The 25,469-nt window shown below is 72.9% G+C and carries 23 protein-coding genes, 1 tRNA gene and 1 pseudogene; 13 read left to right on the forward strand and 12 right to left on the reverse strand.

Annotation, left to right across the window (positions count from 1 at the left end):
- Window position 1: 1 nt before the first annotated feature.
- Complete coding sequence (locus tag AB0D49_RS34375; RefSeq protein ID WP_362765495.1) at window positions 2-1,609, reverse strand: dynamin family protein; 1,608 nt, start codon at window positions 1,607-1,609, stop codon at window positions 2-4.
- A gap of 318 nt (window positions 1,610-1,927) precedes the next feature.
- Here AB0D49_RS34375 and AB0D49_RS34380 point away from each other — a divergent pair.
- From AB0D49_RS34380 to AB0D49_RS34395, 4 genes are all read left to right on the forward strand, one after another.
- Window positions 1,928-2,000 (forward strand) — tRNA-Arg (locus AB0D49_RS34380).
- Between the two features lie 314 nt (window positions 2,001-2,314).
- Window positions 2,315-4,726 carry a BTAD domain-containing putative transcriptional regulator gene (locus AB0D49_RS34385; RefSeq protein ID WP_362765498.1) on the forward strand — a complete coding sequence of 804 codons (2,412 nt, stop codon included), beginning with the start codon at window positions 2,315-2,317 and terminating at the stop codon, window positions 4,724-4,726.
- Between the two features lie 211 nt (window positions 4,727-4,937).
- Window positions 4,938-5,501: a single-stranded DNA-binding protein gene (locus AB0D49_RS34390; RefSeq protein WP_362765501.1), complete on the forward strand. Its 564-nt coding sequence runs from the start codon at window positions 4,938-4,940 to the stop codon at window positions 5,499-5,501.
- 283 nt (window positions 5,502-5,784) lie between these two features.
- A complete protein-coding gene (locus tag AB0D49_RS34395; RefSeq protein WP_362765504.1) occupies window positions 5,785-7,224 on the forward strand; it encodes a TQXA domain-containing protein in 1,440 nt (479 codons plus the stop codon).
- Between the two features lie 94 nt (window positions 7,225-7,318).
- Here the strand turns inward: AB0D49_RS34395 and AB0D49_RS34400 are convergent, their stop codons facing one another.
- Window positions 7,319-7,942 (reverse strand): nuclease-related domain-containing protein, encoded by a 624-nt coding sequence (locus tag AB0D49_RS34400; RefSeq protein ID WP_362765507.1) that lies wholly within the window; start codon window positions 7,940-7,942, stop codon window positions 7,319-7,321.
- Between the two features lie 357 nt (window positions 7,943-8,299).
- Here AB0D49_RS34400 and ettA point away from each other — a divergent pair, with 357 nt between their 5' ends.
- From ettA to AB0D49_RS34415, 3 genes are read left to right on the forward strand one after another with little or no spacing between them, the layout of a single operon-like run.
- Entirely contained in the window at window positions 8,300-9,964 is a 1,665-nt protein-coding gene (ettA, locus tag AB0D49_RS34405; protein ID WP_362765510.1) for an energy-dependent translational throttle protein EttA, read from the forward strand.
- Between the two features lie 2 nt (window positions 9,965-9,966).
- Window positions 9,967-10,377: a thioesterase family protein gene (locus AB0D49_RS34410; protein ID WP_362765513.1), complete on the forward strand. Its 411-nt coding sequence runs from the start codon at window positions 9,967-9,969 to the stop codon at window positions 10,375-10,377.
- Entirely contained in the window at window positions 10,374-11,060 is a 687-nt protein-coding gene (locus AB0D49_RS34415; RefSeq protein ID WP_362765516.1) for a hypothetical protein, read from the forward strand. The genes AB0D49_RS34410 and AB0D49_RS34415 overlap by 4 nt, the downstream gene beginning before the upstream one ends.
- A 137-nt stretch (window positions 11,061-11,197) precedes the next feature.
- Here AB0D49_RS34415 and AB0D49_RS34420 read toward each other — a convergent pair whose 3' ends face one another.
- The 6 genes from AB0D49_RS34420 to AB0D49_RS34445 all read right to left on the reverse strand — a co-directional run bounded on the left by AB0D49_RS34420 (window position 11,198) and on the right by AB0D49_RS34445 (window position 20,366).
- Entirely contained in the window at window positions 11,198-12,163 is a 966-nt protein-coding gene (locus tag AB0D49_RS34420) for an ABC transporter ATP-binding protein (RefSeq protein WP_362765519.1), read from the reverse strand.
- Between the two features lie 79 nt (window positions 12,164-12,242).
- Window positions 12,243-14,990, reverse strand: a complete 2,748-nt coding sequence (locus AB0D49_RS34425) for an FtsX-like permease family protein (protein ID WP_362765522.1) — start codon at window positions 14,988-14,990, stop codon at window positions 12,243-12,245.
- A 250-nt stretch (window positions 14,991-15,240) separates the two neighbouring features.
- On the reverse strand, window positions 15,241-18,480 hold the full coding sequence (locus AB0D49_RS34430) for an FtsX-like permease family protein (protein ID WP_362765525.1): 3,240 nt from the start codon (window positions 18,478-18,480) through the stop codon (window positions 15,241-15,243).
- Between the two features lie 171 nt (window positions 18,481-18,651).
- Window positions 18,652-19,065 carry a globin gene (locus AB0D49_RS34435; RefSeq protein WP_362765528.1) on the reverse strand — a complete coding sequence of 138 codons (414 nt, stop codon included), beginning with the start codon at window positions 19,063-19,065 and terminating at the stop codon, window positions 18,652-18,654.
- Between the two features lie 32 nt (window positions 19,066-19,097).
- Window positions 19,098-19,889 carry a hypothetical protein gene (locus AB0D49_RS34440; RefSeq protein ID WP_362765531.1) on the reverse strand — a complete coding sequence of 264 codons (792 nt, stop codon included), beginning with the start codon at window positions 19,887-19,889 and terminating at the stop codon, window positions 19,098-19,100.
- A 30-nt stretch (window positions 19,890-19,919) separates the two neighbouring features.
- Window positions 19,920-20,366: an ATP-binding protein gene (locus tag AB0D49_RS34445; RefSeq protein ID WP_362765534.1), complete on the reverse strand. Its 447-nt coding sequence runs from the start codon at window positions 20,364-20,366 to the stop codon at window positions 19,920-19,922.
- Window positions 20,367-20,615: 249 nt separating this feature from the next.
- Here AB0D49_RS34445 and AB0D49_RS34450 point away from each other — a divergent pair.
- From AB0D49_RS34450 to AB0D49_RS34465, 4 genes and pseudogenes are all read left to right on the forward strand, one after another.
- A pseudogene (locus AB0D49_RS34450) lies at window positions 20,616-21,514 on the forward strand (DUF5753 domain-containing protein).
- A complete protein-coding gene (locus AB0D49_RS34455) occupies window positions 21,510-21,731 on the forward strand; it encodes a DUF397 domain-containing protein (RefSeq protein ID WP_362765666.1) in 222 nt (73 codons plus the stop codon). The pseudogene AB0D49_RS34450 and the gene AB0D49_RS34455 overlap by 5 nt, the downstream one beginning before the upstream one ends.
- Before the next feature lie 33 nt (window positions 21,732-21,764).
- The gene (locus AB0D49_RS34460; protein WP_362765537.1) at window positions 21,765-21,995 is read left to right on the forward strand and encodes a DUF397 domain-containing protein; all 231 of its coding nucleotides are present in this window, start codon (window positions 21,765-21,767) and stop codon (window positions 21,993-21,995) included.
- 39 nt (window positions 21,996-22,034) lie between these two features.
- On the forward strand, window positions 22,035-22,259 hold the full coding sequence (locus AB0D49_RS34465) for a DUF397 domain-containing protein (RefSeq protein ID WP_362765540.1): 225 nt from the start codon (window positions 22,035-22,037) through the stop codon (window positions 22,257-22,259).
- Between the two features lie 57 nt (window positions 22,260-22,316).
- On the opposite strand, the gene AB0D49_RS34470 is transcribed toward AB0D49_RS34465, so the two are convergent.
- The 3 genes from AB0D49_RS34470 to AB0D49_RS34480 are packed head-to-tail and all read right to left on the reverse strand — an operon-like array spanning window position 22,317 to window position 23,888.
- Window positions 22,317-23,168 (reverse strand): helix-turn-helix transcriptional regulator, encoded by an 852-nt coding sequence (locus AB0D49_RS34470; protein ID WP_362765543.1) that lies wholly within the window; start codon window positions 23,166-23,168, stop codon window positions 22,317-22,319.
- A 23-nt stretch (window positions 23,169-23,191) separates the two neighbouring features.
- Window positions 23,192-23,725: a DUF6879 family protein gene (locus AB0D49_RS34475; protein ID WP_362765546.1), complete on the reverse strand. Its 534-nt coding sequence runs from the start codon at window positions 23,723-23,725 to the stop codon at window positions 23,192-23,194.
- Window positions 23,700-23,888, reverse strand: a complete 189-nt coding sequence (locus AB0D49_RS34480; protein ID WP_362765549.1) for a hypothetical protein — start codon at window positions 23,886-23,888, stop codon at window positions 23,700-23,702. Before AB0D49_RS34480 ends, AB0D49_RS34475 begins: the two co-directional genes overlap by 26 nt.
- Before the next feature lie 282 nt (window positions 23,889-24,170).
- Here AB0D49_RS34480 and AB0D49_RS34485 point away from each other — a divergent pair, with 282 nt between their 5' ends.
- Both AB0D49_RS34485 and AB0D49_RS34490 read left to right on the forward strand, forming a co-directional pair.
- Window positions 24,171-24,398, forward strand: coding sequence for a DUF397 domain-containing protein (locus AB0D49_RS34485; RefSeq protein WP_362765552.1), 228 nt, complete (start codon window positions 24,171-24,173; stop codon window positions 24,396-24,398).
- 26 nt (window positions 24,399-24,424) lie between these two features.
- On the forward strand, window positions 24,425-24,898 hold the full coding sequence (locus AB0D49_RS34490; protein ID WP_362765555.1) for a hypothetical protein: 474 nt from the start codon (window positions 24,425-24,427) through the stop codon (window positions 24,896-24,898).
- Window positions 24,899-24,905: 7 nt separating this feature from the next.
- Here the strand turns inward: AB0D49_RS34490 and AB0D49_RS34495 are convergent, their stop codons facing one another.
- On the reverse strand, window positions 24,906-25,424 hold the full coding sequence (locus AB0D49_RS34495) for a hypothetical protein (protein ID WP_362765558.1): 519 nt from the start codon (window positions 25,422-25,424) through the stop codon (window positions 24,906-24,908).
- Window positions 25,425-25,469 lie beyond the last annotated feature (45 nt).

Genomic DNA, 25,469 nt, shown 5'->3' on the forward strand with positions numbered 1-25,469 from the left:
CTCACCTCTCCTTCTGAAGTACGGACAGCGCGGCGATGAGTTCGGCCTGCGGCTCGGCGTGGACGTCCAGCGCGTCCAGCGGGGCGAGCCGGCGTTCACGTTCGATGTGCATCACCCGGTCGACGTACTCGCCGAGCAGCCGTCCGCCCCGGTCGCGCAGCCGCAGCGCGCCATGGGCGCCGAGCCGCTCGGCGAGCCGCTCCCCGGCGACCCGGGCCCGGCGCCCGCCGAGCAGCGCGGTGGCGACCAGGGCGGCGATCAGCTCGGGGTCGGGTGTGGCCCCGCGGTCGAGGTCGCGCACCTCGTCCTCCGCGTACTCCTCCAGCTCGCGCCGCCAGCGGCGGACCGACACGCCGATGCGGTGCTCGGCGTTCTCCGGCGGCGTGTCGCGCTCCCCGAGCCCGGGGGCGCCCGCGGCGGGCTCGCGGCGCCAGGACTCCTCGACCCGTTCGTCGGCGGCCGTGACGGCGCACATGAGCAGTTCCCCGAGGCTCTCCACCAGCGCGTCGAGCAGCTCGGCGGCGGAGCAGTCCAGCGGGAAGGCGCGCCAGCGCTTGAGGGCGTCGCCCGCGAGCACGGCCCCCGACTGGAGTCGGCCGCGCACCCGCGCGTGCTCGCTGTCGTAGGCGCCGTCCACGGCGGAGGTCAGCCGCAGGGCGGCGGCGTACTGGGCGGCGGCGGCACCGGCCAGCTCGGGCATCCGGGCCTTGAGCGAGTCCAGCATCCCGTACGCCGTACGGGTCACGGTGTGGCGGCGGGCGCCGGGGTCCTGGGCCTGGTGGAGCAGCCAGGTGCGCAGCGCGGCGACGGCGCTGGCGGGCAGCAGTCCGCCGCCCCAGGCGGACTCGGGCAGCTCGGGCACGGTGAAACGGGGCACGTCCCCCAGCCCGGCCTTGGTGAGCAGCGCGCCGTACTGCCGGGAGACCTCGGTGACCACCTGGTGCGGCACCCGGTCGAGGACGGTGACCAGGGTCGCCCGGTACTCCTTGGCGGTGCGCAGCAGATGCCAGGGCACGGCGTCGGCGTAGCGGGCCGCGGTGGTGACCATCACCCAGATGTCGGCGGCGCAGATCAGCTCGGCGGCCAGCACGCGGTTGTCGGCGACCAGGGAGTCGATGTCGGGCGCGTCCAGCAGGGCGAGGCCGGGCGGCAGCGTGTCGGCGGTCTCGATCCGCAGCACCCGCGCGGGGTTCTCACCGGGCAGCAGAAGATCGTCGCCGGGTTCCTGGTGCGGCACCCAGACCCGGGTGAGCTGGGGCAGCACCCGCATCCCGCTGAACCAGTGATGGTCCTCCGGATGGCAGACGAGCACCGGCGTCCGGGTGGTCGGCCGCAACACGCCCGCCTCACTGACCCGCCGCCCCACCAGGGAGTTGACGAGCGTGGACTTCCCGGCGCCGGTGGAGCCCCCGATGACGGCCAGCAGCGGCGCGTCGGGCTCTCTGAGCCGGGGCACCAGATAGTCGTCGAGCTGCGCGAGCAGTTCATCGCGGTTGGCACGCGCGCGTGGGGCCCCCGCCAGGGGCAGCGGGAAGCGGGAGGCGGCGACACGGTCGCGCAGGGTGGAGAGTGCGTCGAGCAGCTGAGGCCGTACGTCCAAGGTCACCACATGCGAAGAATGCCCAATTTTAGGGGAATTCTGAAGCATATGCTCATGTCTGCGTGCCGACCGGACACAAGGGGCGGAAGGGGCGACTGGGGATCAGTCACAGTCGAGGCATAACGAGTGCACAACACCCGGGGCGTAAGGCGCCAAAAGCGGTGCACGATTCGTACCTGCCTGCGATTATCAGGACCGCTTCACCGAACCTCCACATCGTGCCACGGAGGCGAAGCAGCAAGGGCAAGGAACCAGGAGCTTTATCCTTGTCCCCGGCAACGTCACGGATCAGCCCGCACCCGGGCACCACGACAGAGGCCGCACCAGGCCCCCGTAGCTCAGTGGATAGAGCAGGCGCCTTCTAAGCGCTTGGCCGCAGGTTCGAGTCCTGCCGGGGGCGCACACGTGCATTGGCCAGCGGAAACACCGGCCCCGGTCCCTCCGCTTTTCGGCCCGATATGGACGCCGCGACCCACGGGCCGCCGGTCGATCCGTCCCTTCCGTGCCGGTCGTCCCCTTGAGTGGTCCAGGCCGGTCCGGCCGGTCCGGCAACCGCCCGGTTCGCGATGGCGACGACCATCATTCCCCTCTCACCCGCGCATGAGGCACTTCACATCGCACTCGCGAATCGCCCTGCCCGTCCATTCCTGACCGCTGGCGGGAAATGGTTCGTGGAACTGACGCTCGAACGGCCGCCCGCTACTGTCCCGGGTCGTGGAGGAAGTGGAGGACGTGGAGGAAGTGGAGGGAATGGAGGGACGAGACGCGGAACGGGGCGCAGAGAGCGGCGCGGAACGAGGCCCGGAACGAGGCGCAGAAGGCGGCGCGGAACGAGGCCCGGAACGGGGCGCGGAAGGCGGCGCGGAACGAGGCGCGGAACGGGGCGCGGAAGGCGGCGCGGAACGAGCCGGGGAGAGCGGCAGCGATCCCGCCGAGCCTCCCGCACCTCCCGCACCCCCCGCACCGCTCCGGTTCTCCCTGCTCGGGCCCCTGCGAGGCCGCCGCGGCACCGCGGAGCTGGCCCTCGGCTCCCCCCAGCAGCGGGCCGTGCTCGCGATGCTGCTGCTGAACCGGGGGCGCGCCGTGGGCGTGTCCGACCTGGTCGAAGGCGTCTGGGGCGACGAACCGCCCCAAGGTGCCGTCTCCGTCCTGCGGACCTATGTCTCCCGGCTGCGCAAACTCCTGGAACCCGTCCGCCGGGCCGGGCAGCCGCCCGCCGTCCTGACCTCCCTCGGCGACGGCTACGCCCTCCATACGGACCTGCTCTCCACCGACCTCGCCGACTGCGAGAAAGCCGTCACACATGCCCGGCGCCACTGGGCCGAGGGCCGCGGCGAATGCGCCCTCGCCCAGCTCCGCTCCGCGCTCGACGCCTGGGAGAGCCCCGCGCTGGCCGGAGTGCCCGGCCCGTACGCCGAGGCCATGCGCGCCGATCTCGCCGAACGCCGCCTCAGCACCCTCGAACTGCGGCTGCGCCTCGAACTGGAACTGGGCCGCCACCCGGCCGTCGTCGCCGAACTCCTCGCTCTGCGCGACGCCCACCCCGTCCGCGAGGCCGTCAGCGAACTGCTGCTGCTCGCCCTGTACCGCTGCGGACGCCAGGCCGAGGCCCTGGAGGCGTACGCCCGCACCCGCCGCCACCTGGTCGACGAACTCGGCATCGAGCCCGGCCCCTCCCTGCGCGCCCTGCACACCCGCATCCTGTCCGGCGACCCGGGCCTCCTGCCGGTGCCCCCGCTCCCCACCGCCGCCCCCGCGCGGGCACCGGCCCCCCGTCGCGCCCCTGGTGTCCGGCCCTCGCAACTCCCCGCCGACCTGCCCACGTTCACCGGCCGCCGCACCGAACTCGGCCATCTCACCGCCCTGCTCCTCGACGAGGTCCCGCCCCCCGCCGCCCCCGGGACCCGCCCGCCCGGTATGGCCATCGCGGTCGTCAACGGGATGCCCGGCGTCGGCAAGACCGCCCTCGCCCTGCACTGGGCGCACCGCGTCGCCCACCGCTTCCCCGACGGAACCCTCCATGTCGACCTGCGCGGCTACGGCCCTGGCGGCGGCCCGCGCGAGCCGGGCCAGGTGCTGGAGGCGTTCCTCGCGGCCCTCGGCGTCGCCCCGTCCGCCGTCCCCGCCGGACTGGACGCGCGGGCGGCGCTCTACCGCAGCGTCCTCGCCGACCGCCGGGTGCTGATCGTGCTGGACAACGCCCGGGACATCGCCCAGGTGCAGCCGCTGCTGCCCGGCGCGGCGGGCTGCCTGGTCCTCGTCACCGGACGGGGCCGGCTGAGCGGCCTGGTCGCCCGGCACGGGGCGTGTCCGCTCCCCCTGGGCCCGCTGAGCGCGACGGAGTCCCGCGAGATGCTGGCCCGGCGGCTCGGCGGCCACCGGGTCGCCGCCGAACCCGACGCGGCCGACACCATCGTCGAACTGTGCGCCCGGCTGCCGCTGGCGCTGGCCGACGTGGCCGCGCGGGCCGCCCACCACCCCGGCTTCCGGCTCGCCCACCTCGCGGCCGAACTGCGCGCCGGCCACGGCAGCCTGGACGCGTTCACCGGACACGACACCGGCGCGGACCCCGACACCGTCTTCTCCTGGTCCTACCGCACCCTGTCCGCCGAGGCCGCCGCGCTGCTCCGGCTGCTGGCCCAGCACCCCGGCCCCGACCTGGGGCTCGCCGTCGCCGCCGCGTTGACCGGACAGCCGGGACCCCGGGTCCGCCCCCGGCTCACCGAACTGACCGGCGCCAGCCTGCTGCACGAGCCGTTCCCCGGCCGCTTCGTCCTGCACACCCTGGTCCGCGCCTACGCCTTGGAACGCGCCGCCGAACAGGACAGCGCCCGCGAACGCACCGCCGCGACCTTCCGGTTGCTGGACCACTATCTGCACACCACCCATCACGCCGCCGCCTTCCTCGGCCCGCGGCGCCCGTCCGTCCTGCTGCCCCCGCCGGTCGCGGGCAGCGCGCCGCTGCGGTTCGGCGACCGCGCGCAGGCGGCGAACTGGCTGCGCGCCGAATGCCGGACGCTGCGCGCGGTCGTCGAGTACGCCGCCGCCCACGGCCACCGCGACCACGCCTGGCACACGGCCCACGCCCTGGACCCGCACCTCGGCTGCACCGACCTCGCGGGCTGACCCGCGCCCACCCGCCGAGCGGAACTCCCCGTTCGGGTGACGCGGTTGTCCACAGGCCCCACGCACGTCCACAGCCCCGAGCGGGAGTTGCCCCGGCGACGGCAGTCTGATCGCACGGCGCCCGCCCCGACGGCGGACGCCGCAGACGGACACCGCCGTACGGGACGGACCCGTGGGCGGACCCGGAAGGGACCCGGAAGGGATGGGGACGATGAACGAGACGATGGTGTGCGCGGTGGGGAATGTGGCGACCCGGCCGGTCTACCGGGATCTGGCGGCCGGACCGTCGGCCCGGTTCCGGCTCGCGGTGACCTCGCGCTACTTCGACCGGGAGAAGAAGACCTGGGCCGACGGCCACACCAACTTCTTCACGGTGTGGGCCAACCGCCAGCTCGCCACCAACGTGGCCGCGTCGCTGGCGGTGGGCGACCCGGTGATCGTGCAGGGCAGGCTGAAGGTCCGCAGCGATGTGCGCGAGGGACAGAGCTGGACCTCGGCGGACCTGGACGCGACGGCGATCGGCCACGACCTGGCGCGCGGCACCTCCGTGTTCCGCCGCGCGGCCCGCCCCGAACCGGCGGTCGCGGCGGAGCGGACCCGGCCGGAGCCGGAGTGGGAGACACCTCCGCCGGAGGCCACCACCGCCACCGCTGAACCGTCCGGCCCACCGAACCCGTTCGACCCGACGGAAGCACCGACCACCGAGCCCTCCACCGAACCTGTGGTCGACCCGTCCACCGAGCCCGCTGTCACGGGGGCCGCCACCATGACGTAATCCCACGATCCGCACCACCCTGACAACAGAAGCGGCTTATCGGCGAATACATCCGGATCGCATCCCGCCCCCTCCTGGCGATTTGTCGATAAGCCCTGTTCAAGAAGGTCCCGGCGAGGTCCCGGCGATAACGATTCCGAGTCGGATCGGTTGCCCCTGGAGATCACGGGGAAGCGCGGTCCGCCGTCGTCCTTAGGATGCCGGGCAAGGCTCCAGGGGCTGTTGATGCTGCTGGTGGGACCACACCCCCCACATCAATGGGTCCTGCTCGAAAGGGAGTTCCGTGTCTTCTTCGTTCCGCCTGCCGCTCGTGTCCACCCTGCGGGGCCGGGGTCCGGTCCGTCCGGCCGCCGCCGCGCTGGTGTGCGGGCTCCTGGCCACCGGCGTGCTCACCGCCGCCGGTCCGGCCCTCGCGGACGAGGCGCCCGCGGCGGGCCAGGGCGGCGCGACCGCCACGGTGGGCGCGCTGAAGACATACGGCGAGGCGGTCATCCACGGTGAGGACGGCGACCAGCCCGTCTCCGCGGGGCTGTTCGAGATGTCCGTCGAGGGCGGCGGAATGCTCCAGACGTACTGCGTGGATCTGCTCACCCCCACGCAGAAGGACGCCAAGTACCACGAGACCCCGTGGAGTTCCACCTCGCTCGGCGCCAACAAGAACGCCGGGAAGATCCGCTGGATTCTCCAGAACTCCTACCCGCAGGTCAACGATCTCGCCGAACTCGCCCGCGAGGCGGGCATCGGCGGCGGACTCACCGAGCAGGACGCGGCGGCCGGTACCCAGGTGGCGATCTGGCGGTATTCGGACGGGGCGGACGTCGAAGCCCTCGACCCGCAGGCCGAGCGGCTCGCCGACCACCTGGAGAAGAACGCCCGCTCCGCCGCCGAGCCCCCCGCCTCCCTCACCCTGGAGCCGCCCGCCGTCTCCGGCGCCCCCGGCGCCCCGCTGGGCCCGGTCACCGTCCGCACCAACGCCGAGAGCGTCACGGTCACCCCGCCCGCCGACGCCGCCACCTCCGGGGTGCGGATCGTCGACGCGAAGGGTGAGCCCGTCACCACCGCCCGCGACGGCGGCCGGCTCTTCTTCGACGTGCCCGCCGACGCCCCCGACGGCACGGCCGAGCTGACCGTGCACGCCTCCACGACCGTCCCGGTGGGCAGAGCCTTCGCCTCCGAGACCCGCAGCCAGACCCAGATCCTCGCCGGGTCCAGCGAGTCCACGGTCACCGCGACCGCCTCCGCGACCTGGGCGGCCGACGGCCCGGTCCCGGCCCTGTCGGCCCGCGAGAACTGCGCCGAGGGCGGCGTCGACCTCACCGGCGTCAACGCGGGCACGGAACCCTTCACCTTCGAACTCCTCGGCGTCGAGCACACCCTCCCCGCCCAATCCACCCGCACGGTGACGATCCCCCTCCTGGAGGACCAGGGCTACGACTTCACGATCACCGGCCCCGGCGGTCTGGAGCGGCGCTTCAGCGGGGTCCTGGACTGCCTCACCGCCCAGCACACGCACACCGCCGACGGCGGCGAGAGCACCCAGATCCTCAGCGAGCCCCGCCCGGCCACCGCCGGCGGCACCTCCGACGAACTGAACCTCGCCGCGACCGGTTCCTCCGGCGCCACCGGCCTGATCGGCGGCATCGCGATCGGCCTGGTGGTGATCGGCGGCACGGCCCTGATCATCCTCCGCGAACGAGAGAAAAAGACCACCCCCCAGGACTGACCGTCCTCCCCACCCCACGCACACCCCGAAACCCGCAGGTCAGGGCCGGTCACGCCCCGGCCAGGCAGCCAGCCAGCCCGTGCCGCACGCGGGATCATGCCGCCCAGGTCCGGGCATTCCGCGCCACCTGGTAGATCCGTTCCACCTGCTGAGCGGTAAGAGTGGGGGCGAGGCCCGAGAGGACACGGGCCACCTGTTCCACGCCGAGCACCAGGACGGGCGGGTTCGCGTTCTTGACCGTGAGCTTCGCCGCATCCACCACCGAGATCACGGGGCGGACCGGAACATCGGCCCCACAGTGCCGGGACAGGGCTCGTGCTATGCGCCGGGCCTCGGAGTTGCTGGTGGCGATATGGCGGGTTGCCGCTCGATTGACCGTGATGGCGGTGTCGCCGTACCAGACGGTCTTGCCCCGGTGCCGCTTCGAGTTGATGGCGAAGACGCCCGCCGGACCGATGGCGAGGTGGTCGATGTCCGCCCCCGTCGACCACTGCACGGCGTGCAGCACATACCAGCCTCGCCGCCTGAGCCGGTTGATCCTCCTCCCGGTGGCGCGCTCCCCGACGAGTCCGTCCGACCAACTGCGGATCTCCGAGCCGGGCATCCACCGGGTGACCAGCCGCAGCAGCGGGTTCGGCTGTAGCTCCTGGATCTTCCTCCGCACGGCGTCCCCCGGCTGGTTCCGTGCCAGGTCGTCCCACAGCGGCTGCGGCTGCACCCTGCCCCCTTTGCCTGCGCTTCGCCGCCAGGCCATCACGGAGGCCGATCGCTGCCAAGGCGCGTATCGGCCAGGAACTGTCACAGGTCTCCGCACCTCATCAGGCCCCGGCTGCGTGGGGGAGCCGCGCAAGGCATGAGGGGGACGACTGCCGACCGCCGGGCCGTCTGCGGACCGTCTGTGGATGGCCGACGGCAACCGATGACGGCCGGAAACGACAGGCATCCGGTCCCGGCGGAAGGGCTCGTGCCCAGGTCAGAGGCCGTCCGCCATTCGGGTTTCCTCCCAGGGGTGGCGGTACGGCAAGATGGGGTGTATCTGCCCACTGCCAGATTTCAAGCTGCCGGACGGTTTCTCTTGGCTGAGTTCATTTACACCATGCGCAAGGCGCGCAAGGCGCACGGCGACAAGGTGATCCTCGACGACGTCACCCAGAGCTTCCTCCCGGGTGCCAAGATCGGCGTCGTCGGCCCGAACGGCGCCGGCAAGTCGACCGTACTGAAGATCATGGCGGGGCTGGAGCAGCCCTCCAACGGCGACGCGTTCCTGACGCCCGGGTACACCGTCGGCATCCTGCTCCAGGAACCCCCGCTGACCGAGGACAAGACCGTCCTGGAGAACGTCCAGGAGGGCGTCGCCGAGATCAAGGGCAAGCTGGACCGGTTCAACGAGATCGCCGAGCAGATGGCGACCGAGTACACCGACGCCCTGATGGAGGAGATGGGCAAGCTCCAGGAGGAGCTGGACCACGCCGAGGCGTGGGACCTGGACGCCCAGCTGGAGCAGGCCATGGACGCGCTGGGCTGCCCGCCCGGCGACTGGCCCGTCACCACCCTCTCCGGTGGTGAGCGGCGCCGCGTCGCGCTGTGCAAGCTGCTCCTGGAGGCGCCCGACCTGCTGCTGCTGGACGAGCCCACCAACCACCTCGACGCCGAGTCCGTGAACTGGCTGGAGCAGCACCTGGCCAAGTACAAGGGCACCATCGTCGCCGTCACCCACGACCGGTACTTCCTGGACAACGTGGCGGGCTGGATCTGCGAGGTCGACCGCGGCCGGCTGCACGGCTACGAGGGCAACTACTCCAAGTACCTGGAGACCAAGGCGTCCCGCCTCAAGGTCGAGGGCCAGAAGGACGCCAAGCGGCAGAAGCGGCTCAAGGAAGAGCTGGAGTGGGTCCGCTCCAACGCCAAGGGCCGCCAGGCCAAGTCGAAGGCGCGCCTCGCCCGGTACGAGGAGATGGCCGCCGAGGCGGACAAGATGCGGAAGCTGGACTTCGAGGAGATCCAGATCCCGCCGGGCCCGCGGCTGGGCAATGTCGTGGTCGAGGTGGAGAACCTCAGCAAGGCGTTCGGCGACAAGGTCCTCATCGACGACCTGTCCTTCACCCTCCCGCGCAACGGCATCGTCGGTGTGATCGGCCCCAACGGCGCGGGCAAGACCACGCTGTTCAAGATGATCCAGGGCTTCGAGCAGCCCGACTCCGGCACCATCAAGGTCGGCGACACGGTCAAGATCTCCTACGTCGACCAGAGCCGCGAGAACATCGACCCCAAGAAGTCCCTGTGGGCCGTGGTCTCCGACGAGCTGGACTACATCAACGTCGGCCAGGTCGAGATGCCGTCCCGCGCCTATGTGTCGGCGTTCGGCTTCAAGGGCCCGGACCAGCAGAAGGCGGCCGGGGTCCTGTCCGGCGGTGAGCGCAACCGCCTCAACCTGGCGCTCACCCTCAAGCAGGGCGGCAACCTGCTGCTCCTCGACGAGCCCACCAACGACCTGGACGTGGAGACCCTCTCCAGCCTGGAGAACGCGCTCCTCGAATTCCCCGGCTGCGCCGTGGTCGTCTCCCACGACCGCTGGTTCCTGGACCGCGTCGCCACCCACATCCTCGCCTACGAGGGCGAGTCCAAGTGGTTCTGGTTCGAGGGCAACTTCGAGTCGTACGAGAAGAACAAGATCGAGCGGCTCGGCGCCGACGCGGCCCGTCCGCACCGCGCCACCTACAAGAAGCTGACCCGGGGCTGATCTTGCGGCACATCTACCACTGCCCCCTGCGCTGGGCGGACATGGACGCGTACGGCCACGTGAACAACGTGGTCTTCCTCCGCTATCTGGAGGAGGCCCGTATCGACTTCCTGTTCCGCCCGGACAAGGACTTCCAGCAGGGGTCGGTGGTGGCCCGCCACGAGATCGACTACAAACGCCAGCTCGTCCACCGCCACGCGCCCGTGGCCATCGAGCTGTGGGTCACCCAGATCCGCGCCGCGTCCTTCACCCTCACCTACGAGGTGAAGGACGGGGACGCGCTCTACGTCCGCGCCTCCACGGTGATCGTGCCGTTCGACTTCGCGGCACAGCGCCCCCGCCGGATCACCACCGAGGAACGCGAGTTCCTGGAGGGCTACCGGGACGACGAGGAGGAGGCCGTCGCCGCATGACGGTGCTCCATCTCGCCGACGAGGGGGAGGCGGCGGATCTCGCGGCCTTCCTCTCCCGGCTGCTCCGCTACGACCGCTCCGCCGCCGTCCGGGTCCAGGTGGCGGGCACCGCGCTCGCCGTCTTCGGCCGCCCGCCCTCCTTCGAGGTGCTGGCGATCCGCGCGGTCCGGCTGGCCAAGCCGTACGAGAACGGTCTCGACGTCACCCTGGACGTCACGGTCTCCGCGGGCGAACTGCTGGAGTCCGTGGACGAACCGGCGGTGACGGTGACCGTGCCGGGCGCGGTGACCGGTCCGCCCTGGGCCGGGGTCCTGCCCCCGCGCGGCGGCTGGCACGCCGAGCCCGGACTGCCGGGGCCGGAGGCGCTGGCGGCCCTCGTCCAGGCCGCCGTCGCCGAGTTCAAGTCCCGCACCCAGGATCTCGCCCCCGAGCGGCGGGTCCGGGCCGAACTCGACCGGATCGGCCGGGAGATCTGGTCCCGCACGGTCGCCGACACCGCCCTCCCGGTCCGCGCGGTGCACGCCGCCCAGGCCCTCGGCTTCCTCCGCCCCGGCACCCCCACCGAGATCGCCCTCTTCACCTCCGGCACCTGGCTCCGCCTGCGCACGCGGTACGGCTCGGTGGCGGTCCGCCGCCCCGGCACCCAGGGAACCCGAGGCACCCTGCCCCTCAGCGTCCGCTGACCTCCACGGGGCGTCACGAGAAACACGGCCCCGTCCCGGGTGGGCGCGAGTGGGTGTCCGCCCCGCCCCACCCCGGGCCCCGGCCCGTCGCACCCCGAGCCCCACCCCGGTCACGTCACCCCAGGTGGGCGCCCCGGTCACCCGCCGGAGGCCCGCTCACTGTCGTCCGGCCACACCCCGATATGGTCCCGCTCCAGTTCCAGGGCCACCCGGTCCCGCATCCCCAGGGCCGTCGTGTAGTCCGCGGGGAGCTGGAGACGTCCGGCGCGGTCCAGCATCGCGTACTCGCGGGCCACGACCGTCTCCCGGCCGGTCGCCGCGTCGATCTCGCTGCGCCGCAGCACCTCCGTGGAGGTCCGGCCGTCCCGGATGGCGACGGTACGGCGCACCTCGCTCGCCACGGCCTGGTCATGGGTGACGATCACGATCGTCGTGCCGAGCTGCTCGTTGGCGTCCCGGAACGCGCCGAAGATCTGCTCGGCGGTGTGCGAGTCGAGTTCGCCGGTGGGTTCGTCGGCGAGCAGCACGTCCGGGTCGTTGGCGAGGGCGACGGCGATGGCGCAGCGCTGCTGCTGGCCGCCGGACATCTGGTGCGGACGCCGGTCGCGGCAGTCGGCGACCTGGAGCAGCTCCAGCAGCCGCAGGGCCCGCTCGGTCCGGTCGCGGCGGCGGGTGCGGGCGCCGTTGAGCTGCATCGGCAGGGTGACGTTCTGGGCGGCGGTGAGATACGGGAGCAGATTGCGCGAGGTCTGCTGCCAGACGAAGCCGACGACGTCCCGCCGGTAGGCGAGCCGGTCCTTGGCCGTCATGGCGAGCAGATCCCGTCCGGCGACATGCGCCGCACCGGCCGTGGGGGTGTCCAGACCGGCGAGGATGTTCATCAGCGTGGACTTGCCGCTGCCCGAGGCGCCGACCAGGGCCATCAGCTCGCCCTTGCGGACCAGCAGATCGAGTCCCTGGAGGGCCTGCACCTCCACCCCGTCCGTGGTGAAGATCCGTACCAGCCGGTCACAGGTGATCAGCGCGTCATGGCCGTAGGCGGGGGCGTCCCGGGCGGCGGTGACGCGTGCCGCGAGATCCGTGAGGGTGGGTTCGGTCGTCATGGGGCTCCTCGAAGGAGACGGGCCGGGCGGACAGCGGGGGGCAGAGGGCGGGAAGCGGGGCGGCAACGGACCGTCGGGCTCATCGCGCGTCCCCCGCCCGCAGCTCCCGTACGGCCCCCCGCCGTGCCGTCCACCACGCCTGGAGCGCGGCCACGGTCACCGTCAGCAGCAGCACGCCGAGCGCCGGTACGGCCAGGGACACGGGGTCGGTCACCAGCCGGGGCGGGACGGTGACCGGGTGGTTCGCGGGCAGTGCGAGGGAGGTGAGGTCCAGACCGGGGGCGAGGACCTGCACCGTCCCCCAGCCGGTGAGCGCGCCGCCCAGCGCGGCCAGCCCGGCCTGCGGCAGCGACTCCAGGATGAGCAGCCGGCGCCCCTCCGCGCGGGTCAGCCCCATGGTGCGCAGCCGGGCGAGCAGCGCGGTGCGTTCAGGGGCGGCCCGCAGCAGCGACAGCAGCAGGGCCAGTACGGCGAGCCCCGCCCCGGCCAGCACGGCGGCGCCGTACAGACGTTCCACACCGGACTGGAGCGGGGAGTCCACGAACCGCTCGCGTTCCTCGGACCGCACCTGGACATGGGCGGGACCGCCCGCCGCGGCGGCCCGCAGCGCGTCGCCGTCGACCCCGGCACCGCTCACCAGCACCGCCGTCGGCCGGGCGGCCGTGCTGCTCAGCCCGGCGCGGTCCACGACGAGGAACTCGGTGCCGGAGACGGCCGGGGTGCTGTCCCGGACCAGCACGATCCGGACGTCGACGACACTGCCGTCGCCGAGCCGCACCGGGAACGGCCGGGTCCCGTACATCTCGGCGACGACCGGCGAGGCCAGCGCGGGCAGCGAGGCGCGCTCGGCGGTCGGGCGGCGCAGTTCGTCCGCCCCGAAGGCGCCGAGCCCGGTGCGGTCGGCGAGCGCGGTGTACGAGGCGAGGTCCACGGCGGCGAACGGCACGGGCTGGCTGCCGGTGTAGGGGCGGGCCTGGTAGTCGACGCCGACCACGGTGGTGGCCCGGACGCCGGGCGCCTCGGCGACCCGTTCGGGCAGCCCGTCCGGCAGCGGCACGGTCGCCTCGACCCGGGCGTCGGCGCCGATGGCGTACAGCGCGGCCCGGTCCCGGGCGTCCTGCACCCCGGCCACCACCGAGCCGCCGAACGCGGCCGTGGTCAGCGCGACGGACAGGGCGAGCAGCGGCAGTACGGCGGAACCGGTGCCGCGTCCCGCGCGGGCCAGCGACAGCGGGCCGAGCAGTCCGCGCAGCCGGGCGGCGGGACGGGCCAGCATCCGCAGCGGCAGCGGATACAGCCGGATCAGCACGAGCGCGGCGATCACCGCGACCAGCACGGGCGCCGCCGCGGCGAGTTCGTCGCCCCCGCTGCCCCGGCGGCGCAGCGTGACGACCGCACCGGCCGCGAGCACGACGAGGGTCAGCTCCACGACGGTACGGCGCCGGGACGGCCGCAGCGCGGTGATGTCCGTACGGGAGTCGTGGACGCGGACCCGGCGGTGCGCGGCGACGGCCCGCAGCGGCAGGGCGAGCGCGGCGACGGCGGTGGCGGTGACGGCGGCGAGCAGCGCGGGCGTGGTACGGCCCGCCGGGACGAGCAGCAGCGCGGCGCCCAGCCCGAGCGCCCCGGCGGGGACGGCGACCACGGCGGTCTCGGCCAGCAGCCGGCCGGCGAGGGAGCGCAGGGAGGCGCCGCGGGCCCGCAGCAGGGCGAGTTCGGTGCGCCGCCGGTCGGCGGCGAGACCGCCCGCCATGGCCAGCACGACGGCGGCGACCGTGCCGGTGCCGACGGCGGCGACGGCGGTGAGCGGGCCGACGCCGGTCCGCAGCCGGTCGTAGCCGTCGAGGACATGGTCGAGTTCGGTGACCGCCTGGGTGCGGGGGTCGGTGGCGGAGCGGGCGGTGCGCAGCCCGGGGCCGGACTCCAGGGCGGCGACGGCGGTCCGCAGCCGGGGCGTCTCATGGGCGTGCAGCACGGCGGTGTCCGGCGCGAGATGCCAGTAGCGGGACGGGGCGCCGTCGGTGCCGAGCATGGCGGGGGCGGCCTCGGGGGCGAGGTGCAGCGCGCCCAGCCAGTAGGTGCTGCCGTTCGGGTCGTCGGGGACACTGATCTGGGCCGGGGTGCGCAGCAACGGCACGGTCGCCCAGTAGGGGCCGTCGGGGGCACGGGGGGTGAAGATCCCGGTGACCTTGACGACCAGGGGCCCGCGTCCGGCGCCGGGCACATGGATGACCGCGCCGGGCCGGATGTTCATCGCCTCGGCGGTCTCGGCGCTGACGGCGGCCTCCACCTCGGGGGTGGCGGCGGTCACCGGGGCGGCGGTCGCCCGGGGCAGCCGTCCGGCGGCCAGGGCGGTGTGGTCGGCGAGCCCGCTCTGCGCGACCAGGACGACCCGGGCGGGCAGTCCGCTCGGCCGCGGGATCCACGGCTCGGGCACCACCTGCGGCACGGTGGTCCGCACCCCGTACGCCGACTCGCGCCGGTCGGGGACGAAGGGCCGCTCGGCCGCCCCGGCGACCCGCGCGTACTGCCGCTGAAGCGTCCCGGGCCGCAGGGCGGACTCCCGCTCCTCGTCGGGCAGTCCGGCCTCCGGCTCCGGGGCGTACACCTGGACGGTGGTCCGGTCGGCCCCGGCCGCGGCGACGGCGTCGCGCAGCCCGTCGTCCAGGTAGCGGTCGAGGGCGCGGGGGAAGGCCGCCGCGAGTCCCGCGACCACCAGCACCAGCAGCCCCAGCGCCCAGGCGGCGGCGGGGGCGGCCCGCAGCCGGGTCCGGGTCCAGGGCGCGGCGACGGGCGCGCCCGCGCCCCCCGAGAACTCCTGCTCCACGCGCCCCTCCCTCACCTTGCCCGACCATGCTGCCGACCGCCGGGGGCCTGCTGCCGATTGCCCGGAGTCCGCTGCCGATTGCTCGGAGTCCGCTCCCGACTGCCCGGGGCCCGCTCCCGACTGCCTGGGGCCCGCCCCCGACCGCCCGGAGCCCGCTCCCGACCCCGACGCCTCTGACCCCGCCCCCGACTCGACCCCTGACCCTGACCCCGACCCTGCCCCTGCCCCCGCCCCGTCCTCGACCGGCATCTCACTCACCCCCCTGTTCCCGCAGCGCCGCCACCGGATCGGTCCGCCGCAGCGCCAGTACGGCCGTCACCACCACCGGAGCCGCGGCGACCGCGGCGAGCAGGACGGCGACCCGCCCCGGCGGGAGCACGACCAGGACGTCCGGCACGGGCCGGGTGGCCCGCGCGGTGAGCACGACGAGCGGCAGCACGGTCCGGGTCAGGACGACCCCGAGGACCGTGCCCACCAGCAGCGCGAGCCCCACCAGGACACCTTGTTCGGCGGCGATGGTGCGGGCCAGCCGGCGGCGTGGCGCGCCCAGCGCCCGCAACACCGCGAACTCGGCGTCCCGCTCCCGCAGGGACCCCGCCGCGCTCACCGCGAACCCGACCGCGGCCAGCGCCGCCGCGACCCCCGCCGCCGCGGTGAACGCCGCTTCGGGACCGGCGCCGAACGGGTCGTCGCGCAGGGCGGCGGCGATCTCGTCGCGGACCACGACCTGGGAGGGGTCGAGGGCGGGCAGGTCCCGCAGGGCGTCGGCGACGGCGGCCGGTTCGGCGGTGCCGAGCCACCACTCGGTCGGCGTCAGAGCGGTCCCGTGGTGGACGTGGAGCTGCTGGTTGACGGCCCGCAGATCCACCAGCAGGGCACCGCCGTCGCTGCTCTCGGGCGTGGTCGGCAGCGCGGTCACCGAGCGCACGATCTTCACGGGGAGGGTGGTGCCGCCGAGGGTGATGTCGACGCGCTGCCCGGTGCGGGCGCCGGTGGAGTCGAGATAGCGGTCGGTGGCGACCGCGGTGAGCTGCGGCGGCGCCGGCTGCGCGACCTGGAGCCGTACGGTGACGAGCCCGGCGGCGTGGAACTCGTCGATCCGGTACCCGGTGCCGTACGCGGCGGTCGGCGGTGTCTGGGAGACCAGCTCGGGCTTGGTCGGCAGGGTCTCGTCGGAGGGGTCGGCGGAGGAGTTGCCGCCCTCGGTGCGGGCCTCCCACCGGGCGGGCAGCGGCACCGGCCACGACCGCCCGGCGGCGCCGTCGGCGGTCAGCTCGTGCACGGCGAGCCGGTGCCGCTCGGGCGCCCCGATGGGCGGGGCGACGGCCGTCTCGACCGTCGTCAGGGTGAGCGTGCCGGAGGTTCCGGTGAGGTCGGCGGTCAGGACGTGCGGGCGCCCGTCGGCGCGCAGGGTCCCGGCCGGGATGTCGTAGGGGACGCCGCCCATGTCGAGGACGGTGACGAGGACCTCGGCGGTGGTGCCGGGGGCGGCGCCGGCGAGGGAGGCGGTGATCCGCAGCGAGGTGCTGCCGTCGGGGATCGGGGCACCGGCGGGGTGGTGCTTCGGGGCGAGCGAATCGAGGGGGGAGCCGGGGGCGAGATCGGACCGCAGCAGCAGATGGTCGTCGGCCTCGGCGGTGTCCAGGGCGAGGACGGTCGCGGTCCGGTTGCCGGACAGGGACTGCTCGGCGCGGGTGGCGGTGGCGACCGAGTCGACGCCGGGGACCCGGTCGTAGGTGACGGAGCGGCCCGGTGCGGTGGCGCCCGCGCCGACGACCCGTACGGGGGTGCCCGCCTGGAAGTCGGCCTGGTCGTCCTGTGAGCGCTCCCATGAGGCGCCCTGGCCGATGGCGAGCATACCGAGCGCGATGGCCAGCACCAGCAGCAGCACGGGACCGGCGCCGCGCATCGGACGGCGGCTGAGCTGCCAGCCCGCGAGCGCCGCCGCGATACCGCGCCCGCCGGTGGCCCGGCGTTCGGCGAGCCGCGCCACCGGCGGCAGCAGCCGCAGGGTGAGCACGGTCCCGGCGAGCAGCGCCAGGGCGGGCGCGGCGACCAGCAGCGGATCGATGCCGAGGGCACCGGAGCGGGAGTCGGCGACGACCCCGGAGTCCTGCCCCGACAACTGCCAGTACGCGACCCCGGCCACCGCGAGGAGTCCGACGTCGGCGCCCGCCCGTACGGCGCCGGGCAGGGCGCGGGCGCGGACGGTGCGCAGGCCCGCGGAGGTGAGTGCGGGCAGGGTCACCGCGAGCGCGCAGCCGAGCGCGGCGCCCGCCGCGACCAGCCACACCGCGAGGGTCCCGGCGCCGGGCACCTCGAGCCGCAGCCCGATCCGGTCGAGCGCGCCCTGTCCGGCCAGCAGCCGGGTCAGCGGCCCGGCGAGCAGCGGCGCGCACAGCAGCGCGGGCACGGCCAGCACCAGCGACTCCAGCGCCGCGTACAGCGCGATCCGGGCGCGGGAGCCGCCGCGGGCCCGCAGCAGCCGGGTCTCGTCGGTGCGTTCGGCGCTCAGCAGCCGGGACACCAGCAGCAGCGCGCACCCGGCGAGCAGCACCAGCTGGAGCGCGACGATCAGCAGGGTGGAGCGGGAGACCAGCAGGGAGCGTTCGGTGCGGTCGAGGACGGCGGGCAGTCCGGTGGTGGCGGTGGTGGCGCCGCTCAGCTCGGGCTTGCCGCGCAGCGCCTCGGGCCCGTTCAGCGCGCTCTCCCGCAGCGCGTCGATCCCCCCGGCGGTCAGGCCGGAGAAGTCGGCGGACGCCAGCCAGCCGGACTGACCACCGCTGACGGCTCCGCCGGTGACCGTCGCGGGGTCGGCGAGCAGGGGCCCGTATGTGGTGAAGCCGCCCTGCTGGACGCCGCGGCCCTGGAGGTCGTCGAGGCGCCAGTAGGGCGCGGTGGGGGAGAGGGGCCGGTAGACGCCGGTGATCAGGACCTGGACGTCGGCCTCGCCGAACCGGTCGGTGAGCCGGAAGCGGTCACCGGCGCGCACCGCGAGCCGTTCGGCGACGGCCTCCGGTACGGCGGCCTCCACGACCCCGCCGTCCGTGGCCCGGGGAGCCCGCCCGGAGGTGATCCGCACCTGTCCGGCGTCGATCGCGGCGAAGTGGGTGAGGTCGGGCTCGTCGCCCCCGGCGGCGTCGGCGGGCCGCAGCGCCGCGGGCAGCGCGTAGGGCCCGGACCGCTGGAAGGTCCGGACGGTGACGGGCAGCCCGTCGAAGGTGCGGTCCGCGGCGTCCCGTACGGAGCGGTCGGCGGCGGCGCGCTGTCCGGCGGGCACGGCGGCCTTGACGATCAGCGCGGAGTCGGCGGCGTTGCGGTCCTCGCGCAGGGAGTGCCGCAGGGCGGCGTCGCCGATGGCCCCCGAGTAGGCGGCGAGAGTGGCCAGGACTGCGGTGGTCAGGACGACGGTGAGCAGCGCGGCGGCGAGCAGCGGCCGGTGCGCGCGCCCGCGCAGCAGTACGAACCTGACGGCCCCCGTGAACCCCACCCCGTGTCTCCCCCTGACAGCCGACGTTTCCCGTCGATCCGGGTGATGTTGTCAGAGGGGACGCCCACGAGGTAACCGCCGAGGGGCGGGGCTTGACCGGATCGTGACCGAAAATCGGCGAAGATCGCCCGGAATCCGAGCTTCAGCGAACGATCTAGGAACGGGGGCGCCTCAGCCAGCCGTATTGATCATCGAAGCCGCGGCATAGGTGAGGTACTTCCACAGCGTCTGCTCATGCTCGGGCGACAGCCCCAGCTCGTCCACGGCGACCCGCATGTGCCGCAGCCACGCGTCATGGGCGGCCTGGTCCACGACGAACGGGGCGTGCCGCATCCGCAGCCGGGGGTGGCCCCGGTTGTCGCTGTACGTGGTGGGTCCGCCCCAGTACTGCATGAGAAACAGCGCGAACCGCTCCTCGGCGGGCCCGAGGTCCTCCTCCGGGTACATCGCCCGCAGGACCGGGTCCTCGGCGACGCCTTCGTAGAAACGGTGGACCAGGCGGCGGAACGTCTCCTCCCCGCCGACCTGCTCGTAGAAGGTCTGCTCAGGAAGCGTGCCGCGCGGAATCTCATTCACACCGTCCATGCTCTCAGACGGCCAGACGGAGGACCTGAGCCCTAGGTCCCCACCGGCCCATCCCCATGCAGCAGCAGATCGCGGACTTCGGCGGTGGGCGGCGGCTCCCGCTCCGCCAGCTGCACCTGGAGCCCGGCGGAGTCGGCGAAGGCGGTGATCCCGCGCAGCCCCTGCCGCACGGCACGGGTCCCGCCACCGGGCTCGGGCCGCCACTGCACCCGGGCGCAGAGCGCGGCGCCGGGCGGCCACAGACAGCTGGGCAGGTCCCGCACCCACACCTGCCGGACGTGCGGCAGCTCCGCGGTGTGCACGAGATAGCGCAGCCGCTCGACGGGCGGCACCTCGGGATACCGGTACTCCCGCGGCTTCGGCACCGCCCCCCACGCCCCGGCGGCCCGGACGGGCGGCGGGTGTCCCTCCTCCATCCGATAGACGAGCAGGTCGGCCTGGGCGTCATGCCCGGGTACGGCGGCCCGCCCCGCGCGCTCGACGACATACCCGCGCCCGCGCAGCGCGTCGGCGACGGCGTCGAGCCGGGAGTCCCACAGCCCCTGGACACCTTGCGTCGCCCGCCGAAGCACCGCATCGGGAAACCACTGGACGACGACACAGAGCCGGGCGCCCCGGGGCCAGGCGCACTCCGGGGCGTACAGCGCCCGGCTCCAGCCGTGACCCGGGGTGACATCGGTCCCCCAGAGGTCGCGGCCCTGCTGCCGCCCGACGACGGCCCAGTTGTCGCCGAGCCCGAGCTGATGGAGGTCGTGGTTGACGAGGAGGGGACCGGTGCGGTGGGGCTGGTCGCGGTCGTAGGGGGGAGGCTCTGCGCTGAACACCTTGCTCCTGCGGTCGGTGGGGGCGGGAGATCACGGCGCCGGTAGGGGAAGGGCGCACCAGATCGTGGTGCCGTCGGCACTCACGCCCCATTCATCGGCGAGAGCGTCCACGAGGACGAGCCCCCGCCCGTGCTCATCCTCCACGGACGCGTGGCGCACCCGTGGGACGACGGACGACCCGTCCCGCACCTCGATGAGAACCCGCCCACCGCGAACCCGCATCCGGAACCGGATATCGCCCCCGCCGTGCCGCAACGCATTGGTGACCAGCTCACTGACCAGCGTCTCGGCGTCCCCGACGACCCGCGCCTGCGCACCCTGGCCGAGCACACCCCGCACGACCCACCGCAGCCGCCGGGGCCAGACCGCGTCCTCGGGGGTGAGGTGGTGGGGGGTGGACGCGGGGTCTCTTTGGAAGGAGAGCTCCATGGACATGCGGGCACCGAAGTCCTGGGTGGTGATCGCAGGGGATGTCATGCCCCGACCTCCGTGTGGGGGATGTGGACCGGCACGGCGAGATCGCGCCGTAGCGCAGGACTCCACCGATTGGCCATCACGGAACGTGTTGGTTCAACTACGGTGATGCCTGGCGCGGTTGGGAATCAATCGAATCCCCGCTGAAAATTCAACGGGGGCGTAAATGGACTATGCGAGCACCTGCACAGGGAGTGTCACGCTCCGCGCAGGGGCGTGCATGACCAGCGCAGAGGCAGAGGAGTGATGCACATGGCAGCGAAACGAGGAGCGACCGGACGGCGCCTGGAACTCGGAATCCAGCTTCGGCAGCTGCGTGAGAACTGCCCACCCGTCGAGGATGGGAGAGCACGCGGAATGACCCGCAAAGCGGCCGTACGGGGACTCAAGGCGCTGTCCGAGGCATCACTCGCCCGGATCGAGAGCGGCGAGCTGAATTTCCGTCGCAATGTGGGCGACCTACGCACGCTGCTGAAGCGATACTCCGTGGACGACGAGGAACTGATCGAGCAACTGCTCGAACTGAACCGTGAGGCGCCCAACGAGGCGTGGCTGATCCAGTACCGCACATTCATGCCGACGGGGATGCCGCACTATGTGGGGCTGGAGGCCGAGGCGTCGGAGATCCTGGCCTACCACCCGACCCTCGTACACGGCCTCATCCAGACCCCTGACTACGCGCGGGCCCTGTTCGAGGTCCAGCGGCCCGTCGAGGACACCACCAACGAGTTCATCCAGCGCAACGTGGAGCTGCGCATGGAGCGCAAGCGCCGGGTTCTTGAACGCGATGACGTCCGGCTGCGGATGATCGTCGGAGAGGCGCACTGCGCATCCCCGTCGGTGACGAGGACACCATGCGGTGCCAGTACCGGGAACTGATCGAGCTGGCGCACAAGGGCCATGTCTCGATACAGGTCCTCCCTTTCAAGCGTGGCTACAGGGCGACCAACGACTTCGCCATCCTCCATCTCGCGGGGCTGCCTTCCCGGGTCCAGTCGGATAATGCGTGGGGTAGCGTGTCCACGTCCGACAAGCCCCGTGAGGTCGAACGGTTCACTCGCCGGTTCAACGCGATGGTCGGTGCCGCGCTCGGTCTGGAGGAGACCATTGTTTTCCTGGAAGAGTTCGCCGGAAAGCAGCAGAGCCATTAGCACGCATCGAGCCCAGCAGGCGTCCACCGACGTCGCCCCGGAAGCAGCCTGGTTCAAGTCCTCCTACAGCGACGGCACGGGCAACAGCTGCGTCGAAGTCGCCCACCTCACACCCGAGATCGGCATCCGCGACTCCAAGAACAAGACCGGCCCGGCACTCGTGGTGAACGCTGCGACATGGTCGTCGTTCGTCCGATTCGCGTGCCGGGGACGCTAGCTCGTAGGAGATGCTGACCCGGAGGTTCTCGACATGACGGAACAGCACGCTTCTCGTACAGCCCGGGATCTGGCTGCCCGCGCAGCACGGTGGCAATGGCGCAAGTCGTCGTACAGCAACGACTCGGGTGGCAACTGCCTTGAGATCGCCCACCGGGACTCCAGCGTCGGCATCCGCGACTCCAAGTACCCGAAGGGCCCCGCGCTGGTCGTCTCGACGGCGGCGTGGTCGTCGTTCGTACCACTCGTGCGGCGGGATCGCTAGCCCGTCCTGTCTTGGCCTGTTGACCTGGGAGATCTCGACATGACCGACTGGCACACTCCTCGCACAGTCGAAGACCTGGCGGCCCGCGGAGCGCACTGGCGCAAGTCGTCGTACTCCGACGGCGCCGGAAACAACTGCGTCGAGGTCGCCCACTTCCCCGCCGAGATCGGCATCCGCGACTCCAAGAACAAGACCGGCCCGGCACTCGTGGTGAACGCTGCGACATGGTCGTCGTTCGTCCGATTCGCGTGCCAGGGGCGTTAGCCCGCGACCGGAAGCGGACGTCCGGCCGGGTCCTCCCGGCCCGGCCCGGCGTCCGGGTCAGCCCAGGGCGTCGATCGCCCGCACGATCAGCGCCCGCGCCTCCGCCCCGTACACCGCCATGCTCCGGAGCTGGTCGAACGCCTTCAGGTAGAGGGCGATCTCGGAGGGCTGGGTGATGTTGACCTCGGCGGTCGCCAGCTCGACGGACACGAGGGTGTCGTCATGAATGGTGAACGTCTCCTGCGGCCACAGCGAGCGCTCGCGCGTGGCCGTGGGGATGATGCCGAACGACACCTGGGGGAGCGCCCCGGCGGTGAGGAGGTGGCCCAACTGCGCGGCCATCGACTCGGCGTCACCGAGCTGGTAGTACAGCACGGCTTCCTCGACCACATGCACGAACCGGTGGCCAGGTTCATGGATCACCTGCGACCGCCGCACACGGGCAGCAGCCGCTTCCCCCACGTCGTCCGGAGCCCCGTGGAAGCCGGCGCTCATGCCGAGCAGCGCCCGCGCGTATCCCTCGGTCTGAAGCAGCCCGGGGACCAGCACCGGAGAGTACTCGCGCAGCAGGTCGGTGGACCGGTACAACTCCACGTAGCTGTCCTGGAGCCTGGCCAGCCCGGTCCGTACCCGCTGTCGCCACTCGCGGTACAACGATTCCGCGTGCTGCGAGGCCGCGATCAGATCCGCGATCTCCTCGGCCGCTCCGGTCGCCCGGCACCACAGACGGATGTCCGTCGGTGAAGGTGGCGTACGGGCGTTCTCGATCCGTGAGGTCTTGGCGTGATGCCAACCGCAGTCGTTGGCCAGCTCGGTGACGGTCAGACCGCTGTTCCTCCGCAACTCCCGCAACCGCCGCGCCACATTCTCGCGGGCGGCCTGGGCGGAGGAGGACGGCGACTTCGTCATAAGCCAGCCAACGGTGCTTTCTGTCAGTGAATCTCGTACGTGTCGTGCGGGATGGCGCGTTCCCAGACCGCCTCGAACGCGTCCGAACACTGCTTGACGATAGTCGGTTCCGTCCGCAGTTCCTGGCGCGGGTCCGCCCAATCTCCCACGCCGGTGAAGTGGTTGAACAGGACCCGAGCCCCGTCGAAGAGCCACAGATCGGCGCCGGGCAGCATCAGGTCGACGGCCCGGGGTCGTGGCAGCCACCGCACCTGCTCGCCCGCCGTCACATTGACCCCGGCGCCCGCGTGCTCGTAGCGGATGTAGTCCGTGACCGGCTCGGACACGATCCGGGCCCGCCGCACCACCACGCCCCGCGCCACCGTGCCGGAGATCAGCTCGACCCAGGGCGCCCAGTACTCCGAGGCCGGGTCGGCGTCCCTGTGCCCCGTCCTCAGCCAGGTGTCGAAGTCGTCCGACTCATCGCCGACGGCGTACTGATCGCGCATTTCGAGATGCACGGCCGAGTGCTGGGCGGCACCCAGCAACTCACTAAAGCTGGGCACGTTCTGCGGCATCACATGCCTCCCTCAGGATCGGCGCGAGATGGGCCGGGACCCGGATCACGGTCTCGTGGTCCGGAACACCCTTCTGATGGCCGGGCGCGGTGTTCCTCACACAGGCCGCACGAGTCTCCTCGTCGGCGGTGTAGCTCTGGATCACGATGTCCGCGTTGTCCATGTCCACCCACGCGGTGGGGGACCCTACCTTTCCCGTCTCCGGATCGATCCCGATGAACCGTAAGCGCATGACGTCCTCCCTCATTCTCGCCGTGCACTGATGTGCGCCAACTTGCCGCCCCAACCGAGCTCAAGTCAAGACACGCTGATGCCTCAGCAGCAGTAAACAAGCCTGTACGCACATCCATGCACAATGCTCGTCCATGCCCGCGCCAGCCCTCTAGCGTGGCCACATCCGCCAAACACCGGGCGTGATCCGACCCCCTCTCGGAAGGGCACGGCGATGACCGATCTGTACGACCTCCCCCTCCCCGACCCCACCGCCTTCACGAGGGCCTGCGGTGGCAACACCCACCCCGACGGCGAATCGTGTGCCACCCTCGCCCGGCTCGGCCCCGACGCCTGGGCGCTGGGCGACAGCAAGCGACCCGGTACCGCCCCGCTCCGCTTCACCACCGCCGAGTTGCACGCCGCCGGGATCGACCCGACCCGTTTCGGGCTCTCGGCCTGACGTCGCAGGGCAGGGAGGGCGAGCAGGTGCACCATCACGGCTACCTGTGGACCGGCCCGAAGCAGCGGTTCGACGACGAGGCGCTGCGGCGGCCCGCCCACCCCGTACCACCGCCCGCCGGCGCCCGGCCGGAGTTGGTCCAGCGGTACCGGGAGGTCAAGGCCGGGTTCCCGGTCGTGGAGCTGCCCCCGCTGGAGACCGCCCACTGGCTGGTCAAACCGGCGGGCCAGGTGCGCGGCACCTGGGCGGAGCCGCACGCCGCGGCGCGCTGGCTCGGAGCGCGTGTCGCCGAGTACGCGCCCCGTTTCGCCGCCGGACCCGACCGCGACCGAGCCCGGCTCACCGCGCTGGTCGGCTCGGCCGCCGCGCGGCTCGGCTGGGGCGGGGACGTGTCCTGGGGGTTCTACCTCGAACAGCCCGCCTTTCTGTATCTGTCCGTGGTCAGCTGCGCGCCCAATCGGGCTCGGCCCGACCTGGGCTGCCCCCTGCGGCGCGGGTGACGTCGGGTCACAACTGATCCCCCCTCCCCGCCGGTTCCGGAGGATGGGGACCCCCGCCGTCCTTCGGGTCCTGCTCGCAGGTGCGGCCCGGGTAGGACTGGTCGTTGGGGAGGAGCAGGACCTCCGTCGCCCGCTCCGGGTGCTCCAGCGTCAGCCAGGCGTCGCCCGTCAGGGGGCCGTCCGGGCCGAACGCCTGGGACGAGTGGACCGTCACACAGCCCAGCGCCACCCGGCTGTCGTCGACCGCGCAGGCGTCCACCGACGGGTTCGACAGCTCGACGGCGCCCTCGAAGCGGTACTCGAAGTGCACCTGGTCGCCTTGAGACGGTGCCTGCGGGTGGGGTTCCAGGCGCCAGTCGGTCACCTCGGCGGTGGAGTCGAGGAACTGGCCGGACGCGTTCACGATCCGTACCTCGACGGCTGCCTCGCCGCGCTCGGCGGTCGTGTTTGTGCAGACCCAGGACGAGCATCCGGACAGGGCGGCCATGACCGCCGCCGCCGTCAGGGTCAGTGCTGCGGGGCGCATTCGAGGGCCTCCCGTCGTTCCGTGCTCAGCGTGATCGGCGTGTCG

Origin of the sequence: Streptomyces sp. NPDC048290 (assembly GCF_040652095.1) — a bacterium.
GTDB lineage: Bacteria > Actinomycetota > Actinomycetes > Streptomycetales > Streptomycetaceae > Streptomyces.

Bases quoted from the DNA above. Each gene is read 5' to 3' on its own strand.
- AB0D49_RS34435 (WP_362765528.1), bottom strand. From the start codon at position 19,065: ATGGACGGTGTGAATGAGATTCCGCGCGGCACGCTTCCTGAGCAGACC.
- AB0D49_RS34470 (WP_362765543.1), bottom strand. From the start codon at position 23,168: ATGACGAAGTCGCCGTCCTCCTCCGCCCAGGCCGCCCGCGAGAATGTG.
- AB0D49_RS34485 (WP_362765552.1), top strand. From the start codon at position 24,171: ATGACCGATCTGTACGACCTCCCCCTCCCCGACCCCACCGCCTTCACG.
- AB0D49_RS34460 (WP_362765537.1), top strand. From the start codon at position 21,765: ATGACGGAACAGCACGCTTCTCGTACAGCCCGGGATCTGGCTGCCCGC.
- AB0D49_RS34465 (WP_362765540.1), top strand. From the start codon at position 22,035: ATGACCGACTGGCACACTCCTCGCACAGTCGAAGACCTGGCGGCCCGC.
- AB0D49_RS34445 (WP_362765534.1), bottom strand. From the start codon at position 20,366: ATGACATCCCCTGCGATCACCACCCAGGACTTCGGTGCCCGCATGTCC.
- AB0D49_RS34420 (WP_362765519.1), bottom strand. From the start codon at position 12,163: ATGACGACCGAACCCACCCTCACGGATCTCGCGGCACGCGTCACCGCC.
- AB0D49_RS34475 (WP_362765546.1), bottom strand. From the start codon at position 23,725: ATGCCGCAGAACGTGCCCAGCTTTAGTGAGTTGCTGGGTGCCGCCCAG.
- AB0D49_RS34480 (WP_362765549.1), bottom strand. From the start codon at position 23,888: ATGGACAACGCGGACATCGTGATCCAGAGCTACACCGCCGACGAGGAG.
- AB0D49_RS34390 (WP_362765501.1), top strand. From the start codon at position 4,938: ATGAACGAGACGATGGTGTGCGCGGTGGGGAATGTGGCGACCCGGCCG.
- AB0D49_RS34415 (WP_362765516.1), top strand. From the start codon at position 10,374: ATGACGGTGCTCCATCTCGCCGACGAGGGGGAGGCGGCGGATCTCGCG.
- AB0D49_RS34495 (WP_362765558.1), bottom strand. From the start codon at position 25,424: ATGCGCCCCGCAGCACTGACCCTGACGGCGGCGGCGGTCATGGCCGCC.